This is a genomic window from Pseudomonas sp. Z1-12, from assembly GCF_051132015.1.
In the GTDB taxonomy this organism is placed as follows: Bacteria; Pseudomonadota; Gammaproteobacteria; order Pseudomonadales; family Pseudomonadaceae; genus Aquipseudomonas; species Aquipseudomonas zanjanensis.
Genome location: NZ_CP071647.1, coordinates 5,110,080 through 5,127,011 on the forward strand (window position 1 = coordinate 5,110,080; position 16,932 = coordinate 5,127,011).

11 protein-coding genes and 1 pseudogene are annotated in these 16,932 nt (G+C 59.7%); 9 read left to right on the top strand and 3 right to left on the bottom strand.

Going from position 1 to position 16,932, the window contains the following annotated elements:
* Positions 1–94: 94 nt before the first annotated feature.
* The 6 genes and pseudogenes from J3P85_RS22145 to J3P85_RS22170 all read left to right on the top strand — a co-directional run.
* Positions 95–5,983, top strand: a pseudogene (locus J3P85_RS22145) (amino acid adenylation domain-containing protein); the annotation flags it as partial.
* Positions 5,984–6,148: 165 nt separating this feature from the next.
* Positions 6,149–7,357: an MFS transporter gene (locus J3P85_RS22150; RefSeq protein ID WP_434703522.1), complete on the top strand. Its 1,209-nt coding sequence runs from the start codon at positions 6,149–6,151 to the stop codon at positions 7,355–7,357.
* Positions 7,358–7,905: 548 nt separating this feature from the next.
* Complete coding sequence (locus J3P85_RS22155; RefSeq protein WP_434703523.1) at positions 7,906–10,656, top strand: response regulator; 2,751 nt, start codon at positions 7,906–7,908, stop codon at positions 10,654–10,656.
* Positions 10,657–10,722: 66 nt separating this feature from the next.
* Positions 10,723–11,712: a 2-hydroxyacid dehydrogenase gene (locus J3P85_RS22160; protein ID WP_434703524.1), complete on the top strand. Its 990-nt coding sequence runs from the start codon at positions 10,723–10,725 to the stop codon at positions 11,710–11,712.
* A 208-nt stretch (positions 11,713–11,920) separates the two neighbouring features.
* A complete protein-coding gene (locus J3P85_RS22165) occupies positions 11,921–12,355 on the top strand; it encodes a hypothetical protein (RefSeq protein WP_003204688.1) in 435 nt (144 codons plus the stop codon).
* Positions 12,355–12,759: an META domain-containing protein gene (locus tag J3P85_RS22170; RefSeq protein WP_186707027.1), complete on the top strand. Its 405-nt coding sequence runs from the start codon at positions 12,355–12,357 to the stop codon at positions 12,757–12,759. Before J3P85_RS22165 ends, J3P85_RS22170 begins: the two co-directional genes overlap by 1 nt.
* Positions 12,760–12,971: 212 nt before the next feature.
* Here the strand turns inward: J3P85_RS22170 and J3P85_RS22175 are convergent, their stop codons facing one another.
* Positions 12,972–13,439, bottom strand: coding sequence for a TlpA family protein disulfide reductase (locus J3P85_RS22175; protein WP_434703525.1), 468 nt, complete (start codon positions 13,437–13,439; stop codon positions 12,972–12,974).
* Between the two features lie 114 nt (positions 13,440–13,553).
* Between J3P85_RS22175 and arsC the strand changes: the two genes are divergently transcribed.
* From arsC to J3P85_RS22190, 3 genes are read left to right on the top strand one after another with little or no spacing between them, the layout of a single operon-like run.
* A complete protein-coding gene (gene arsC, locus J3P85_RS22180; protein WP_434703526.1) occupies positions 13,554–13,907 on the top strand; it encodes an arsenate reductase (glutaredoxin) in 354 nt (117 codons plus the stop codon).
* On the top strand, positions 13,904–14,509 hold the full coding sequence (gene wrbA / locus J3P85_RS22185) for an NAD(P)H:quinone oxidoreductase (RefSeq protein ID WP_207965678.1): 606 nt from the start codon (positions 13,904–13,906) through the stop codon (positions 14,507–14,509). Before arsC ends, wrbA begins: the two co-directional genes overlap by 4 nt.
* Positions 14,502–14,927 carry a DUF2069 domain-containing protein gene (locus J3P85_RS22190; RefSeq protein WP_434703527.1) on the top strand — a complete coding sequence of 142 codons (426 nt, stop codon included), beginning with the start codon at positions 14,502–14,504 and terminating at the stop codon, positions 14,925–14,927. The genes wrbA and J3P85_RS22190 overlap by 8 nt, the downstream gene beginning before the upstream one ends.
* A 98-nt stretch (positions 14,928–15,025) precedes the next feature.
* On the opposite strand, the gene J3P85_RS22195 is transcribed toward J3P85_RS22190, so the two are convergent.
* Both J3P85_RS22195 and ttcA read right to left on the bottom strand, forming a co-directional pair.
* A complete protein-coding gene (locus J3P85_RS22195) occupies positions 15,026–15,700 on the bottom strand; it encodes a DNA-3-methyladenine glycosylase I (protein ID WP_109753950.1) in 675 nt (224 codons plus the stop codon).
* 69 nt (positions 15,701–15,769) lie between these two features.
* Entirely contained in the window at positions 15,770–16,594 is an 825-nt protein-coding gene (gene ttcA / locus J3P85_RS22200; protein ID WP_003178962.1) for a tRNA 2-thiocytidine(32) synthetase TtcA, read from the bottom strand.
* Between the last annotated feature and the right edge of the window lie 338 nt (positions 16,595–16,932).

Genomic DNA, 16,932 nt, shown 5'->3' on the forward strand with positions numbered 1-16,932 from the left:
TGTAGGTGCAATCAATCGATAGAAGTGACCTTGCTCACTTTTGGAGGCAAGGATGCATGACCAAGTTACGTCTGAATATTTTGCTCACCTGTGTATTCATCAGCTATTCGAGGCGCAGGCTGCGCTTAGTCCTGAGGCAACGGCACTGATCTTTGAGGGCGAGATGCTCAGCTATGGCGAACTCAACGCCAGGGCTAATTGGTTGGCGCATCGGCTGATTGCTTTGGGTATCAGGCCTGACCAGCGAGTAGCAATTTGTGTCGAACGCTCCCCGGCGATGGTTATTGGCTTGATGGCGATCCTGAAGGCGGGCGGGGCCTATGTGCCGCTCGATCCGGAGTACTCAGGCGAGCGACTGGTGTTCATTCTTGGCGATACGGCTCCGGCTCTGGTGCTGGCTGATGCGGCCGGGCGCCATGCGCTCGGGGATGCTTTGCAGGCTCGAACCGTACTCGATCCCAATGAGGCTCACGCTCAAACGTTGATCGGGGCGGACGCTAACCCTGAAGTTCCAGATCTTACCCCCAAAAATCTCGCTTATATCATCTACACTTCGGGTTCAACCGGCCAGCCCAAAGGGGTGATGGTCGAACATGCTCAGGTGGTGCGCCTGTTCGACACGACACACGCCAACTTTGGTTTTGAGGCCAGTGACGTTTGGTGCCTTTTCCACTCTTTCTCCTTCGACTTCTCGGTCTGGGAACTATGGGGAGCCCTTCATTATGGCGGCACGCTGGTGCTGGTTCCGCATGCCATTACTCGTTCGCCGAAAGCGTTCTACCAGCTGATTTGTGAGCAAGGCGTCACTGTCCTGAACCAGACCCCAAGCGCCTTCACAGCCTTGATGGAATACATACAACCATCGTCGGACCGGCTGCGCTATGTCATCTTTGGCGGCGAAGCGCTGCAACCGTCGACCCTGCGCGACTGGTATGGTGAGCGTGGCGAATCTACCCCGCAACTGATCAATATGTATGGGATTACGGAAACCACGGTTCACGTCACCTATTACCCGCTGACCCTATCGGATGCGCAACAAGACGACAGCGTGATTGGTCAGCGTCTACCGGATTTGAGTCTCTATCTTCTGGACGCGCATGGCCAGCCTGTTCCAATGGGGGCCGCGGGTGAAATGTACGTCGGCGGCGCCGGTGTTGCGCGTGGTTACCTGAACCGCCCCGAACTGACAGCAGAGCGTTTCCTGCACGATCCCTTCGCCGGCAAACCTGAAGCGCGGATGTATAAGACGGGGGACCTGGCCCGTTATCTTCCGAACGGCAATCTAGCGTTTCTGGGGCGCAATGATGACCAAGTCAAAATCCGCGGTTTCCGGATTGAACTGGGTGAGATTGCAGCTCGATTGGTCGAGCATCCTTCCATCCGTGAGGCGGTGGTGGTGGCGCAAGGCGAAGATGCCGATAAGCGCCTCGTTGCTTACGTGGTGGCGCAGTCCGAAGTTCAGGACACGTCGGTAGACTCCGAGGCTGGCTTGGCGCTAGCGGGCGTGCTGCGTGAATACCTGAGTAGCCGTCTACCCGACTACATGGTGCCGTCTGCCTTTGTGCGGATTGAAAGCTTACCGCTGACGGGCAACGGCAAGCTTAATCGGCGGGCGTTGCCGGTTCCAGAAGGCGATGATTTTGCCCATGCGACCTACGAGGCGCCGTTAGACGAGATCGAGGTCACCCTGGCCTGTATATGGTCAGAGCTGCTTGACGTGGAACAAGTCGGTCGCCATGACAACTTCTTTGCCCTCGGCGGTCATTCACTTTTGGCGGTGCGGTTGATCGAGCGGTTGCGCCGCCAGGGCTTGAGCCTTGCTGTGCGTGATCTGTTTCAGACGCCGGTGTTGTCGGTGCTGGCCAGCACGCTTGGCCAACACCGCGAGATGGTGGTGCCGCCCAATCTGATCAAGCCCGAGACGTGCAGAATCACGTCCGATCTGCTGCCGTTGATCGATCTCGGCCAATCGGACATCGACGTGATCGTTTCACAGGTACCTGGGGGAGCAGCCAACATTCAGGATATCTATGCGCTCTCACCCATGCAGGACGGCATCCTGTTCCACCACATGTTGGCAAAGGAGGGTGACCCCTATTTGCTGATTGCCCAGATGGCCTTTGCTGATCGTGAAACACTGGAACGCTATCTCTGCGCCGTTCAACAGGTTGTAGACCGTCACGATATTTTGCGTACCGCCTTTGTTTGGGATGGGTTGTCCCACGCCGCGCAAGTTGTATGGCGACAAGCTCCACTCTCCGTTACCGATGTCGTTATCAATCCGGCGGACGGCCCCGTTACCGAACAGCTTTCCCGACGCTTTGATTCATGTCGACACCGGATTGACCTGACCCAGGCGCCGGTACTGCGCTTTATCGTTGCCCATGACCCAGTCGCAGGCCGCTTCATTCTGATGCAGCTGCAGCATCACTTGATTGACGATGCTTCCTCATTACAGTTTTTCTATAACGAAGTGCAGGCTTTCCTCACCGATCGCGGTGAGAAACTGCCGTCGCCTCAACCGTTCCGCAACCTGATCGGTCAGGTGCGGTTGGGTAAAAGCGCCGCGGAACATGAACGTTTCTTCAGATCTATGCTGGCTGACATAGAAGAGCCTACGTTGCCCTTTGGATTGGCGGAAGTGCATCTGGACGGCGCGCAGGTGGGCCAGACCCACCGCATGATTTCGGCCGAACTCAATGATCGGCTGCGGGCGCAGGCAAGGCGATTGAATGTGAGTCTCGCCAGTCTGTGTCACGTTGCCTTTGCCCAGGTACTGGCGCGCACCAGCGGCCAGGAAAAGGTCGTGTTTGGTACGGTGCTGTTTGGGCGCATGCAAGCGGGCCACGGGTCAGATCGAACCATGGGCATGTTCATCAATACGCTGCCGATCCGATTTGACTCAGGCGGCACGGATACCACTGAGAGTGTCCAGCAGGCTCATGCCCGTCTGGCTGAGTTGCTCGCCCACGAGCATGCCTCGCTGGCGCTGGCACAAAGATGCAGTGGGGTCGCTACAGGCACGCCGCTGTTCAGCGCATTGCTCAACTATCGGCACAATGACCTCGCGGGTGCGGACAACATTGTCCAGACCATGGGGCAAATGCCGGGTGTCGAGTTCTTGAGTGAACAAGAGCGGACCAATTATCCGTTCACATTGTCCGTTGAAGATTTCGGTCACTCCCTGGGGTTGACGACCCAAGTGGTCACTCCGTTCGATTCCGATCGTGTGTGTGGCTACATGGAACAGGCGTTGAACAGTTTGGCGCAGACCCTGGAGCGCTCGCCGCACCGCCCGGTTCGACAGCTGAATGTTCTGCCTGCGTCTGAACGTACATTGTTGCTCAAGACGTGGAACGCGACGGACGCATCCAGCCCGGATCATCTGTGCATTCATCATTTGTTTGAGGCGCAGGTGGCGCGCACTCCTGAGGCAACGGCGCTGATCTTTGAGGGCGAGGCGCTCAGTTACGGTGAGCTCAATGCCAAAGCCAATCGACTGGCACATCGGCTGGTTGAGCGGGGCGTTGGGCCAGACCAACGAGTGGCGATCTGTGTCGAGCCCTCGACGACGATGGTTGTTGGTCTTATGGCGGTCCTGAAGTCGGGCGGCGCCTATGTGCCGCTTGATCCGGCTTATCCGGGAGATCGACTGGCTTACATTCTTGCCGATACGGCGCCGGTCCTGGTGCTGGCCGATGCAGCCGGGCGGCAGGTTCTGGGTGAGGTGTTGCAGCTTTATAAAGTGCTTGATCCCAATGAAATCTTGACGAAGGCTGATGCTAATTTCCAGGTCACCGGCCTGACACCCCGCAACCTCGCTTATCTGATCTATACCTCGGGTTCAACCGGACAACCCAAGGGCGTCATGATTGAACACCGTGGATTAATCGCATCGACATTGGCAAGAACCACGGTCTATAAGCCAAAGTTCGGCGCTGTATTTTTACTGCTGTCATCCGTGGCGTTTGACAGTTCCGTGGCAGGCATATTCGGAACGTTAACAACCGGTGGTGTCTTGTGTTTACCAGGCAGAAAAGCCGTCGTAGATCCACACGTCATCAGCCGCCTTTTGATTGAAAACGAAGTCACCTCAGTGCTGCTGGTGCCGTCTCTCGCAAGATTGGTTTTGCCGCAAGTCGCCCAACTTGGATATGAACGACTACGTCAGGTGATCGTGGCAGGCGAAGTGTGTCCTGCGAAACTGGTCCAGGAAGTGACCTCAGCATTTACCGCGGTTGAATTATTCAATGAATATGGCCCGACGGAGGCGACAGTCTGGGCGACGGTCCATCGCTGTTCCTCTGATGACCTTGATCCGGTTCCGATAGGCTGTCCGATTTCAAACACACGAATTTACCTTCTGGACGCGCATGGCGAGCCTGTTCCTCTGGGTGCAGTGGGTGAGATGTACATCGGGGGTATGGGGGTTGCGCGTGGATATCTGAACCTCGCCGAACTGACGAATGAGCGCTTCTTGTTCGATCCATTTGTCGGCAAGCCTGACGCGCGGATGTATAAGACGGGGGACCTTGCCCGCTACCTGTCGAACGGAAACCTGGTGTTCCTGGGCCGTAATGATGACCAGATCAAGATCCGTGGCTTGCGAATTGAGCCGGGTGAAATTGCAGCCAGACTGACCGAACATCCCTCCATCCGCGAAGCGGTTGTACAGGTGCAAGGCGTAGACCCGGACAAGCGACTGGTCGCTTACGTAGTGGCTCAGCCAGAGGTATCGGGAAATGATGCCTTTATACCTACGTCCAACTCGAAGGCGGGTCTACCGCTAGCAGGACGACTGCGTAATTACTTGAGTGAACGTCTACCTGACTACATGGTGCCGTCTGCCTTTGTGCTGATTGAACGCTTGCCGCTAACCCCGAATGGCAAGCTTGATCGCCGGGCATTGCCTGTTCCTGAAGGCGAGGCTTTTGCCCATGCGGCATATGAGGCGCCGCAAGGTGAGGCCGAGACGATCCTGACAGCGATTTGGTCGGAGTTACTCGGGCTTGAGCAGGTCGGTCGCTATGACAACTTCTTCGCCCTCGGCGGCCACTCGCTCATGGCTGTCCAGCTGATGCAGAAAGTCAGGAGTTATGGTTTGGAGTGTTCGTTAAGCGAGATTTTTGAACACCCACGATTGGCTAACCTTGCTACTCAGATCGCACAATCTCCTGTGTTCAACCCGCGGGGCGGGGTGATCACGGTGCGCGCTGGCGGGACTGAACCCCCGGTCTTTTTTGTGCCCTCGGGATTAGCCGATTATTCGTATGCTATTTCGCTGGCCCAACAAATCCGAGCCAGCTGCCCGATCCATGTATTGCCGTGGTCGGCCATTGGCGGCTCTCTACCTAATTCAATGGAGGATATGGCCGAAAGAATGATACCGCTCATCCAGGCGATCCAGCCTGAAGGGCCTTATCGCATTGCGGGGTATTCCTCTGGAGGGATTCTCGCTTACGCCATCGTCCATGCACTTATGTGCAAAGAGGCCAGCGTTGAATTTTTAGGTTTTATTGATGTCCCCGCGCCGCATAAGTTGCCTTATAAAAAACAGGATATTAAGAACTACTTCATTAAGCATCTTAAGGCGGTGGTTCCCGAGGCGGAGCGTCATAAATTCGATGTGTTAAGTGAGGATGATGAGTTTGCTGAGTTAATTAAAAAATCACAGAATCTTGGAGGGTATGATTTAAATACAGACATCTCGCTGGAAACAGTCAAATGGAAAGCCATTTATCATTTTTCGCAGATTGCCGGCGCCTATAAACCATCTCCATTGTCGGTCAATCTCCATCACTTCTACGCGGCGGATCGTGAGCGCCCTCCTCTGCCGCAGCTTGATATGGTAGGCGGGTGGAGAGAACTCTTTCCTGATATGGTGATCAGTTCTGTTTCTATTCCAGGTGGGCATGTTTCCATGATGGAGGACGTCAGTAATCGCAAGCACTTGGCTGAAGCGTTGAATCGAGCGCTTTTGTAAGAAGTGATGATTGAGCGTTTCGATCATTTGCATGCAAGTGGGCTTGTAACTGCCCACTTGTATATTTTTTTTCAAACACCATTCAGGCGCCGATTTACCGCTCTTTTAGTTTGCGTCGCATGCAGCGGGTTATTCATCAGCGTCAAATTATAAAAAGGAGGAACCATGGCAAATCCCTACCGCGAACTTCTCACCACCCCGGGCGTCATGGGGTTAGTAATCGCGAGTTCCATTGCCCGTCTACCACAAGCAATGATCGGCATCGGAATCATTACCATGTTGGTGCAGCAGACGGGTCTTTATTGGCTCGCGGGCTCGGTCGCCGGTACTTTTACCCTCGCGAATGCGCTTATCGGTCCGCAAGTATCGAAACTTGTTGATCAGCGGGGGCAACGTCGGGTTCTACCCTTTGTGACGGCCTTCAGCATTGGTATGTTGCTCGCGCTGGTCATTGCCGTCTACATGAGGGCTCCAGCCACACTGCTGTTTATTCTTGCGGCATTGGCGGGCACGATGCCGAGCATGCCCGCCATGATAAGAGCACGCTGGACGCAGCTTTTCCGTGGCAAGCCACAGTTACACACGGCGTTCTCCCTGGACACGGTTCTAACTGAACTCGCCTTTATCATCGGCCCACCACTTGCCATTGGTTTGAGCGTCAGCTTTTTCGCCGAAGCCGGGCCTCTTGTAGCCGTCTTGTTGCTGGTTGTCGGCGTGACGGCTTTTCTTATGCAGCGGCAGACAGAACCGAAGGTGGTCGTGGGCATTAGACGGAGCGCAAGCTCGACCCTGCTTATCCCCGGCGTTCGTACCATCGTGCTGGCGCTCTTGGCAATGGGTGTGATTGGCGGATCAGTCGACGTGGCGGTTGTTGCCTTCGCCAACGCACAAGGCTGGCCGGCGTCTGCCAGTTTCATCCTGGCAGCCTATGCGCTCGGCTCAATGATCGCGGGTCTGACGTTCGGCGCTTTAAGGATTTCCTTGCCGATTGAAAAGCAGTTCTTTATCGGGGTACTGATAACGGCAGTCACTGCCGTGTTGCCCATTCTTTCACCGGACGTTTACATCCTTTCCGGGATGCTGTTTGTGGCAGGTATGTCATTTGCGCCAACGATGGTCGTCGTCATGAATCTCGGTACGATCATTGTTCCACCGTCCAGGATCACCGAAGGACTCACGTGGATGACGACAGGCATCAGCATCGGCGTAGCGCTCGGTGGCGTATTGGCAGGACTGATCATCGACGTCTATGGCGCGCAGGCAGGGTTCGGTGTCGCGATTGTCGCAGGCCTGTCCATGGTGGTGATCGTGCTTTTGGGGCTGCGTACACTTCGTACCACGTCTGCGGTTTGCACCGAGCTAAACTTCCAGTGATCAGCACTCTGGACTTCGTCGGGGCATAGTTCTGCCGGTAACGGGCGGGCGCGCCTTCACGAACGGCTTTGATTAGGGACTGATTGCTTACGTTGGCGCATGGTGATCCTGAAGTCAGGGGTAATCGCGTCCGCTTAAGGAAGGTCTGAAGTACCCACCGATCTTTGTAGCCCTCGCTGCTTGGGATTCAAAAAAGCGCCTATTTGGTCGTAATCCAGACCTTTCTGTTCTTAACTCACAGTTCTCCCTTTAATCACGCTGTTTCCGGGCGATTAGCCCGCATTACAAGCGCACCTCTCCCGCACTGAGCAATTGTTATCGCCGCAGACGTATGTTTCCTCGCCATGCAACAACTAATCGACCTACGTCACGTCCGCTACATTGGCTGGCGTACCCATCGCGGGCAGTGGCAAGGTCCCCCGCCGAACCGATGTATGGTTGGCACGAACTTTCCAAAGATCCCCCGCCCGCAAATCGCTACACTGCGCAGGTGGTGCGTGCCGGATGCGCGCACAGTTCAATCAGACCGCTGGATGCAGGAGACAAGTGTGCTCAAGAAACTGGGAATCAAAGGCCGTGTGCTGTTGCTGACCCTGTTGCCGACCAGCCTGATGGCGCTGGTCCTGGGCGGCTATTTCACTTGGATGCAGCAAGCGGACCTGCATGCCCAGTTGCTGCAACGGGGCGAGATGATCGCCGAACAGTTGGCCCCGCTGGTCGCTCCGGCCATGAGCCGCCAGGACATCGATCTGCTGGAGCGCATCGCCACCCAATCCCTTGAGCAAGCGGACGTGCGCGCCGTGACCTTCCTCGCCCCTGACCGCGCGCCGCTGGCCCATGCTGGCCCGACCATGCTCAACCGGGCGCCGGAGGGCAACGGTGCGCAGTTGCTGCAACGCACCGGCAATGACGCCACGCGCTACCTGCTGCCGGTATTCGGCAAGCACCGCAACCTGGCGGGCGAGCTGATCCCCGAAGAGGCCGACCGCCTGCTGGGCTGGGTCGAGCTGGAGTTGTCCCACAGCGGCATGTTGCTGCGCGGTTATCGCAGCCTGTTCGCCAGCCTGTTGCTGATCGGCGCCGGCCTGTGCCTGACCGCGCTGCTGGCCTTGCGCATGGGCCGCACGATCAACCGTCCGCTGAGCCAGATCAAGCAAGCCGTGGCGCAACTCAAGGATGGCCACCTGGAAACTCGCCTGCCACCACTGGGCAGCCAGGAGCTGGATGAGTTGGCCTCGGGCATCAACCGCATGGCCAGCACCTTGCAGAACGCCCAGGAAGAATTGCAGCACAGCATCGACCAGGCCACCGAAGACGTGCGCCAGAACCTGGAAACCATCGAGATCCAGAACATCGAGCTGGACCTGGCCCGTAAGGAAGCGCTGGAAGCGAGCCGGATCAAATCCGAGTTCCTGGCGAACATGAGCCATGAAATCCGCACACCGCTCAACGGCATCCTTGGTTTTACCCACCTGTTGCAGAAAAGCGAGCTGACCCCGCGCCAGCTCGACTACCTGGGCACCATCGAGAAATCCGCCGACAGCCTGCTGGGGATCATCAACGAGATCCTCGACTTTTCGAAGATCGAGGCCGGCAAGCTGGTGCTCGACAACATTCCGTTCAACCTGCGCGACCTGCTGCAGGACACCCTGACCATCCTCGCCCCCGCAGCTCACGCCAAGCAGTTGGAACTGGTGAGCCTGGTCTACCGGGACACGCCGCTGTCGTTGGTGGGCGATCCACTGCGTCTCAAGCAGATCCTCACCAACCTGGTGAGCAACGCCATCAAGTTCACCCGCGAGGGCACCATCGTCGCCCGGGCCATGCTCGAAGACGAGCACGAAGACAGCGTGCAGTTGCGCATCAGCATCCAGGACACCGGCATCGGCCTGTCCAGCCAGGACGTGCGGGCACTGTTCCAAGCGTTCAGCCAGGCAGACAACTCGTTGTCGCGGCAACCGGGTGGCACCGGGCTGGGGCTGGTGATTTCCAAGCGCCTGGTGGAACAGATGGGCGGCGAGATCGGCGTCGACAGCACACCGGGCGAAGGTTCGGAATTCTGGATCAGCCTGCGCCTGCCCAAGACCCGTGACGATGCCGAGGACCTGCCGGGCCCGCCATTGCTGGGCCGGCGCGTGGCGGTGTTGGAGAATCATGAACTGGCCCGCCAGGCCTTGCAGCACCAGCTCGAAGACTGCGGCTTGCAAGTGACGCCGTTCAACACCCTGGAGAGCCTGACCAACGGCATCACCGTCGCCCACCAGACCGACCTGGCGATCGATCTGGCGGTGCTGGGCATCACCAGCAACGACATGCCGCCGGAGCGCCTCAACCAGCACATCTGGGACCTTGAGCACCTGGGCTGCAAAGTGCTCGTGCTGTGCCCCACCACCGAACAGACCCTGTACCACCTCTCGGTGCCCAACCCTCACAGTCAGTTGCAGGCCAAGCCAGCCTGCACCCGCAAGTTGCGCCGTTCGCTGTCCGACCTGGTCAACCCGCGCCCGACCCGCAGCGAACCCAGCGAGCCGGTCTCCAGCCGCGCCCCGAAAGTGCTGTGCGTGGACGATAACCCGGCCAACCTGCTGTTGGTGCAGACCCTGCTCGAAGACATGGGCGCCAAGGTGCTGGCGGTGGAAAGTGGCTACGCGGCGGTCAAGGCCGTGCAGAAGGAAACTTTCGACCTAGTGTTGATGGACGTGCAGATGCCCGGCATGGACGGTCGCCAGAGCACCGAGGCGATCCGCCAGTGGGAAAGCGAGCGGCACTGCACGCCGCTGCCGATCGTCGCCCTCACCGCCCACGCCATGGCCAACGAAAAGCGCGCCCTGCTGCAAAGCGGTATGGACGACTACCTGACCAAACCCATCAGCGAACGGCAACTGGCCCAGGTGGTGCTCAAGTGGACCGGCCTGGCCCTGCGCAACCAGTCGCCGGAGCGCAGCAACGATGCCCAGGGTGGCAGCGAGCTGCTGGTGCTCGATCATGAAGAAGGCTTGCGCCTGGCCGCCGGCAAGGCCGACCTGGCGGCGGACATGCTGGCGATGCTGCTGGCGTCCCTGGAAGCCGACCGCGAAGCCATCCGCCAGGCCAGCGAGGCCAACGATCACAACGCCTTGATCGAACGGGTCCACCGCCTGCACGGCGCCACCCGCTACTGCGGCGTGCCGCAACTGCGCGCGGCCTGCCAGCGCAGCGAAACCCTGCTCAAGCAACAGGACCCCAAGGCCGCCGTCGCCTTGGAAGAGTTGGAGCGGGCCATCAATCGCCTGGCCAGCGAGGCGCGTATCACTGCCTGATCCAGGGCAATGGCTGCACGGTCGATCGCGGTTAAGCTGAGTCCACCCCAGTGCCAGGAGGCCGCCATGCGCGTGATTTTTTTCAGCAGCCAGACCTACGACCGCGACAGTTTCACCCAGGCCCCGGCACCCGCCGGCCTTCAGTTGCAGTTCCAGCCCGCCCGCCTGAACCTGGACACCGTGGCCCTGGCCGAACGGCATGACGTGGTGTGCGCCTTCATCAACGATGACCTCAGCGCACCGGTGCTGGAGCGGCTGGCCGCAGGCGGCACGCGGCTGATCGCCCTGCGCTCGGCCGGCTACAACCACGTCGACCTGCTCGCCGCCAAGCGCCTGGGCTTGAGCATCGTCCGGGTCCCGGCCTATTCGCCTCACGCCGTGGCCGAACATGCCGTGGCGTTGATCATGGCCCTCAATCGTTGCCTGCACCGCGCCTACAACCGCACCCGGGACGGCAATTTCAGCCTCCATGGGCTGACTGGCTTCGACCTGGTGGGCAAGACCGTCGGGGTGATCGGCACTGGGCAGATCGGCGCTACGTTCGCACGGATCATGGCCGGTTTCGGCTGCCAGTTGCTGGCCTACGACCCCTACCCCAACCCGCAGGTCGAAGCCTTGGGCGCACGCTACTTGGCCTTGGACGATTTGCTGGCGCAAGCACAGATCATCAGCCTGCACTGCCCACTGAACGAACAGAGCCGACACCTGATCAACGCCCGAACCCTGGCCGCGATGCAACACGGCGCCATGCTGATCAATACCGGGCGCGGCGGCCTGGTGGACACACCGGCCCTGATCGCGGCCTTGAAAAGCGGCCAGTTGGGCTACCTGGGCCTGGATGTGTACGAGGAGGAGGCCCAGTTGTTTTTCAAGGATCGCTCAGACCTGCCTTTGCAAGATGACGTGCTGGCACGGCTGCTGACCTTTCCCAACGTGATCGTCACCGCCCACCAGGCGTTCCTGACCCATGAGGCGTTGGCCGCCATTGCCATGACCACCCTGGACAACATCGCCGCCTGGGCGGCTGGCACGCCACAAAACCTGGTAGACACCTAACCCTCGAGCCAACACACCCCCTGTGGGAGCGAGCCTGCTCGCGATGGCGGCGGATCAGTCAGTATTCATGTTGACTGACACACCGCTATCGCGAGCAAGCTCGCTCCCACAGGGGATGGAGTTTCGTCGGCCCGATCTCCCGATGCCACCATCGAGACCATCCCAACCCATGCCCCGTGCTAGCATGTCGCGCCTATTTGGAGGACCCATGGCCGAACACGATTTCCGCTACACCCTGATGAACCCGCAGCATACCTTGACCGAAGTCCGCGCCCTGGCGCCGGGCCGCTACCAGGTCACCGGCAATGGCGGTTCGATCCAGGCCAACGATGTGTTGCTCGTCACGCTCAAGGGCAGCAAGGACTTGTCCATGCGCCTGACCGTGGACACCGTGCGGCACCTGCTCAAGCCCATGGGCCAATGGACCGCCATGACTACCGGCCCGGTGTTCGGCGAACTGGCGATCCATACCTGGCAGGTCAACTGCGATAGCTGCGCCAAAGAACTGAGCTTCGAATTCGCCGTCGATGCCAAGCTTGGCGTCAAGGCCGAGAAGCCGGCCGCCACCGCGCGAATCGCCGAGCTGGGCTGGACCACCGTGGGTGAAAAACACCTGTGCCCGAAATGCCAGGAAGCCGCCTGATGAAACGTTTGGCCCTGTCCGCGTCGATCGGCATGAGCCTGATGGGGTGTGCCGCTGAACCGGTGCAGTTGCAACCTAACCGCAGCTACATCCTGGAGTGGATCGGCGAGCGGCCATTAATGGACTACAGCCACCTGACCATCACCCTTGGGGATGACGGCCGCGCCTACGGCAACGGCGGCTGCAACCACTGGTTCGCGCCCTACACGCTGGAAGGCCACCGCTTGAGCTTCGGCAAGATCGGCAGCACCCGCAAACTCTGCGCCCCGGCGGTGATGGAGCAGGAGACGCGCTTCTTGCAGGCCTTGGAAAAGGTCGAACGCTGGGACGTCTCGCCCATCGAGCAAATGCGCTTCTGGCCGGCCCAGGGCAAGCCGTTGCGGTGGTGGCTGGAGGAAGGCTGAGGCCTGAGCCTGCGCAGGGACATGGTTGACCCTGTGGCGAGGGAGCTTGCTCCCGCTGGGCAGCGCAGCGGCCCCCTCCATTCTGTCTGACACATTAAAGTGACAGGTACATCTGGGGCCGCTTCGCGGCCCAGCGGGAGCAAGCTCCCTCGCCACAAAAGCTCCCTGTCACAAAGAACCTATATAACCAAACGCCCTATGTCAGTTGGGGATCACTTGAGTGCCTGCAACGCCTCAAGCCTGGCCATCACCCCCGCCGCCGTCTGCTCTCCCAACAACTGTTCGCGCACCTTGCCCTGCTTATCGATGATGTAGGTCACCGGCAACCCTTCGCTGCGCGGCAGGTCGAAAATTTCGGCCGGGTCTCGCGCCAGCACCGTGAAGCGAATCCCCATCTTGTCGCTGGCACTCTTGAGTTCTTCGCCCTGCACCTGGTCGAAGTTGACCCCGAACACACCGATGTTGCGCCCCTTGAGCTGTTCGGCCAGGGCATTGAACTCCGGGATCTCGGTGCGGCACGGCGCGCACCACTCCGCCCAGTAGTTGAGCACCAGCCATTGTTTGTCCAGCCGCTGGGAGGCGATGGCCTGGCCGTTCTGGTCCACCCCGTAGTCGTTTCCGCAACCGGCGAGCAACAGGATGCCCATGAGTGTCAGTGCCGCCGTCAATCGCCTTGTCATGTGCCAATCCTTGTCTGAATGTGAACGCTGCTGCGACCCTTAGCCTCTCTAAGGTGCTAGGGACTTCGCGGCACAGTAGAATAGCCGCCACCTTACGCAAGATGCGACCCGCTCATGACCGATCTGACGCTTTATCACAACCCGCGCTGCTCGAAATCCCGCGGTGCGCTGGAACTGTTGCAGGCCCGCGGCCTGGCGCCGACCGTGGTCCGCTACCTGGAAACCCCGCTCGACGCCGCGCAACTGGAGCGCCTGCTGTCCAAGCTCGGCATCAGCGCCCGGCAGTTGCTGCGCACCGGCGAGGACGAATACAAGGACTTGAACCTGGCCGACGAAAGCCTGAGCCAAGCCCAGTTGATCGCCGCCATCGCCGCCCACCCGAAACTCATGGAACGGCCGATCCTGGAAGCCGGTGATAAGGCCGTGATCGGCCGTCCGCCGGAAAAGATCCTGGAGATCCTGCCGTGACCACGCCGTATATCCTGGTGTTGTATTACAGCCGCAGCGGCTCCACCAACGAAATGGCCCGGCAGATCGCCCGTGGTGTCGAGCAGGCCGGGCTGGAGGCCAGGCTGCGTACGGTGCCGGCGATTTCCACCGAGTGCGAAGCGGTGTCCCCGGACATTCCGGAGCAAGGCCCGCTCTACGCCAGCCTCGATGACCTGAAGAACTGCGCCGGCCTGGCCCTGGGCAGCCCGACCCGGTTCGGCAACATGGCCGCGCCGCTCAAATATTTTCTCGACGGCACCAGCAACCTGTGGCTGACTGGCGCGCTGGTGGGCAAACCGGCCGGGGTCTTCACCTCAACGGCAAGCCTGCATGGCGGCCAGGAAACCACCCTGCTGTCGATGATGTTGCCACTGCTGCACCACGGCATGCTGATCACCGGCCTGCCCTACAGCGAATCGGCCCTGATCGACACCCAGGGCGGCGGTACACCCTACGGCCCGAGCCATCACGCCGGGGCCGACGGGAAAAGCGGCTTGAACGAGCATGAAGTCGCCCTCTGCCGGGCCTTGGGTTCGCGCCTGGCGAAAACCGCCCTGTTGCTGGAGAACGGCCGTGGCTAAGAAGCCGAAGATCCTGCCTGCGATCCAATGGCTGGAACCGCGCGTACGCCTGGCCCGCGTCCTCAGCCTGCTGTGCTTCTTCGGCCTGGTGGGGTTGCTCAGCGTGTATTACCTGCTGATCGCCGACCTGCACGGCGCCCGGCCCTGGGTGATTCTGCTGATCGAACTGGTGCCGCTGCTGATACTTGCACCCGGCATGCTCAGCGGCAGTGCCCGTGGACATTCGTGGATGTGCTTCGTGGTGAACCTGTATTTCATCAAGGGCGCATTGGCGGCCTATGACCCGAACCGGCAGCTGTTCGGCGTGCTGGAAATGGCGGCAAGCGTGGCGGTGTTCTGCTCGGCCTTGCTGTATGTGCGCTGGCGGTTTCAGTTGAATCGGCGGTTGGCTGGCGAAGGCGAGCCCTCCGCTGCCTGATATATCGCCATCGCGAGCAAGCTCGCTCCCACACTGGGTCTTTGGCGTTCACAAAACCCTGTGGGAGCGAGCTTGCTCGCGATTGGCGCGACGCGGTCTCAATGATTCACTGTGTAAGCCAGCATCATCGATATCTGCGACATCGGCCGCCCACCGCTCTCTTCATGCCACTGGTTGAAGGCATTCTGCACCGTCGCCAGGTCCCGCAGGCTGGTGGGGACTTTGTCGATGATGTCTTGGGCGTTGAGCGCCGCCACCACGTCATAACTGGGCACGAAGGTGTCCTTGCCCATCATCCGCAAGAAGCGCGGCGCCGACAGGCCGCCCAATTGATGACCGTGCTTCTTCAGGTAGGTCCACAGGCCAACGATATCGGTCACCGGCCAGTCGGCGACCAGCGCGCCGAAGCTGCCCTTTTCATGGGCCACGTCCAAGATCAACTGCGCGTTGCGCGGTACGCTCTTGAGCTTGCCCAGGTGGCGGATGATCCGCGCGTCCTGCATCAGCCGCTCCAGGTGTTCGGCGCTCATCAGCACGACTTTTTCCGGGTCGAACTTGAAGAACACCTCTTCGAAGGCCGGCCACTTGGCGTCCACCAGGCTGTGCTTGAGCCCGGCGCGGAACACTCGCAGCGCCATGGTCGAGAGGTAGCGGTCGTCGCTGATCTTGCGCAGTTGCGCCGGGGTCTTGGGAACAGGCAGGTGGGCTTCCAGTTCAGCCGCCGAGCCGAAGCGGTTCAGACAGTACTCGTGCAGCCACTTGTAATCGCGCATGCCCTCTCCTGAGCGTTCAACAATAAAAACGGCGCTCGCAAGCGCCGTGGATAAAACCGGTTGGCAACCTTACAGATTCACCACATTGACGAACCGCGGCGTGGCGTTTTCGTCAATGCGCAGGTTGGTGAAATCGAACAGGTTGCGGTCCGCCAGTTGCGACGGAATGACGTTCTGCAAGCCGCGGAAAATGCTCTCGGTGCGGCCCGGGGTCTTGCGCTCCCATTCCTGGAGCATTTCCTTGACCACCTGGCGTTGCAGGTTTTCCTGGGAGCCGCACAGGTTGCAGGGGATGATCGGGAACTGCTTGAAATCCGAATAGGCCTGGATGTCTTTCTCGTTGCAATAGGCCAGCGGACGAATGACCACGTTGCGCCCGTCATCGGCACGCAGCTTGGGCGGCATGGCCTTGAGCGAGCCGTTGTAGAACATGTTCAGGAAGAACGTCTCGACGATGTCGTCGCGGTGGTGCCCCAGCGCCATCTTGGTCGCACCGATCTCGTCGGCGAAGGTGTAGAGCGTGCCGCGGCGCAGGCGTGAGCACAGCGAACAGGTGGTCTTGCCTTCGGGAATCAGTTCCTTGACCACCGAATAGGTGTCTTTCTCGACGATGTGGTATTCCACGCCCAGCGACTCGAGGTAGGCCGGCAGCACGTGCTCGGGGAACCCGGGCTGCTTCTGGTCCATGTTCACCGCGACGATGTCGAACTTGATCGGCGCAACCTTCTGCAAATGCATCAGCACGTCGAGCAAGGTGTAACTGTCCTTGCCGCCGGACAGGCAGACCATGACCTTGTCGCCGTCCTCGATCATGTTGAAATCGGCGACCGCCTCACCGGCCAGGCGGCGCAGGCGCTTTTGCAGTTTGTTCTGGTTGACCGTAAGAGTGCCCATGACGCGAAATCCGTGAGGTGTGACGAAAGGCGGGCATTTTACGCAAAAAATCCCCGCTGTGGCACGGCCCTTGTGGCGAGGGAGCTTGCTCCCGCCCGGCTGCGAAGCAGACGTCAACAGGACGACTCCAGAGGGTCGCTTCGCAACCCAGCGGGAGCAAGCTCCCTCGCCACAGGGGATCTGTTCGCCAGCGAAATTGTGCATACAGATCAAGCCGCGATTAACCGACCCCGCTACAGCGCGATTTGCTCTAAGCCCCCCATCCCCCTCGGGGTAACTCCTTTCTATACTGCGACATAAGGTCGCACACATATCCAGACCTTTACTTACTTGGCCGT

Coding starts and splice junctions, on each gene's coding strand:
- J3P85_RS22150 (WP_434703522.1), top strand. CDS start 6,149: ATGGCAAATCCCTACCGCGAACTTCTCACCACCCCGGGCGTCATGGGG.
- J3P85_RS22160 (WP_434703524.1), top strand. CDS start 10,723: ATGCGCGTGATTTTTTTCAGCAGCCAGACCTACGACCGCGACAGTTTC.
- J3P85_RS22165 (WP_003204688.1), top strand. CDS start 11,921: ATGGCCGAACACGATTTCCGCTACACCCTGATGAACCCGCAGCATACC.
- J3P85_RS22170 (WP_186707027.1), top strand. CDS start 12,355: ATGAAACGTTTGGCCCTGTCCGCGTCGATCGGCATGAGCCTGATGGGG.
- J3P85_RS22175 (WP_434703525.1), bottom strand. CDS start 13,439: ATGACAAGGCGATTGACGGCGGCACTGACACTCATGGGCATCCTGTTG.
- arsC (WP_434703526.1), top strand. CDS start 13,554: ATGACCGATCTGACGCTTTATCACAACCCGCGCTGCTCGAAATCCCGC.
- J3P85_RS22195 (WP_109753950.1), bottom strand. CDS start 15,700: ATGCGCGATTACAAGTGGCTGCACGAGTACTGTCTGAACCGCTTCGGC.
- ttcA (WP_003178962.1), bottom strand. CDS start 16,594: ATGGGCACTCTTACGGTCAACCAGAACAAACTGCAAAAGCGCCTGCGC.